1 rRNA gene is annotated in these 1,383 nt (G+C 51.9%); it reads right to left on the bottom strand.

Features of this window, described 5'->3' with window-relative positions:
- Nucleotides 1-22: 22 nt before the first annotated feature.
- Nucleotides 23-1,383 (bottom strand): 23S ribosomal RNA (locus tag H595_RS0119660); the annotation flags it as partial.

Here is a 1,383-nt window from a genome sequence, read left to right as displayed (position 1 = left end):
CGCAAAACATCTTGGGCGTTGTATGGTTAAGCCTCTCGGGCAATTAGTATGAGTTAGCTTAACACATCACTGCGCTTCCACACCTCACCTATCAACGTTGTGGTCTCCAACGACCCTTTAGCAGACTTAAAGTCTGAGGGATGACTCATCTTGTGGCCGGCTTCCCGCTTAGATGCTTTCAGCGGTTATCCGTTCCGAACGTAGCTACCGGGCAATGCCATTGGCATGACAACCCGAACACCAGCGGTTCGTTCACTCCGGTCCTCTCGTACTAGGAGCAACTCCACTCAATCATCCAACGCCCACGGCAGATAGGGACCGAACTGTCTCACGACGTTCTAAACCCAGCTCGCGTACCACTTTAAATGGCGAACAGCCATACCCTTGGGACCGACTTCAGCCCCAGGATGTGATGAGCCGACATCGAGGTGCCAAACACCGCCGTCGATATGAACTCTTGGGCGGTATCAGCCTGTTATCCCCGGAGTACCTTTTATCCGTTGAGCGATGGCCCTTCCATACAGAACCACCGGATCACTATGACCTACTTTCGTACCTGCTCGACGTGTCTGTCTCGCAGTTAAGCTGGCTTCTACCATTACACTAACCGTACGATGTCCGACCGTACTTAGCCAACCTTCGTGCTCCTCCGTTACTCTTTAGGAGGAGACCGCCCCAGTCAAACTACCCACCAGACACTGTCCGCAATCCCGATTCAGGGACCTACGTTAGAACATCAAACATACAAGGGTGGTATTTCAAGGACGGCTCCATCTGGACTAGCGTCCAAACTTCAAAGCCTCCCACCTATCCTACACATGTAGGGTCAATGTTCAGTGCCAAGCTATAGTAAAGGTTCACGGGGTCTTTCCGTCTAGCCGCGGGTATACGGCATCTTCACCGCAATTTCAATTTCACTGAGTCTCGGCTGGAGACAGCCTGGCCATCATTACACCATTCGTGCAGGTCGGAACTTACCCGACAAGGAATTTCGCTACCTTAGGACCGTTATAGTTACGGCCGCCGTTTACCGGGGCTTCGATCAAGAGCTTCGCTTGCGCTAACCCCATCAATTAACCTTCCGGCACCGGGCAGGTGTCACACCCTATACGTCCTCTTACGAGTTTGCAGAGTGCTGTGTTTTTAATAAACAGTTGCAGCCAGCTGGTCACTGCGACTCTTCGCTGCTTACGGAGCAAGTCCTTCACAGCAAAGAGCGTACCTTCTCCCGAAGTTACGGTACTATTTTGCCTAGTTCCTTCAGCCGAGTTCTCTCAAGCGCCTTGGTATGCTCTACCTGACCACCTGTGTCGGTTTAGGGTACGATCTCCAATACCTGAAGCTTAGAGGCTTTTCCTGGAAGCATAGCGTTAGCAACTTCGT

Source organism: Rheinheimera baltica DSM 14885 (assembly GCF_000425345.1).
Classification (GTDB): Bacteria; Pseudomonadota; Gammaproteobacteria; order Enterobacterales; family Alteromonadaceae; genus Alishewanella; species Alishewanella baltica.
Note: the sequence above shows the minus strand (reverse complement) of the source record. Positions and strands in the feature narration are given on the sequence as shown.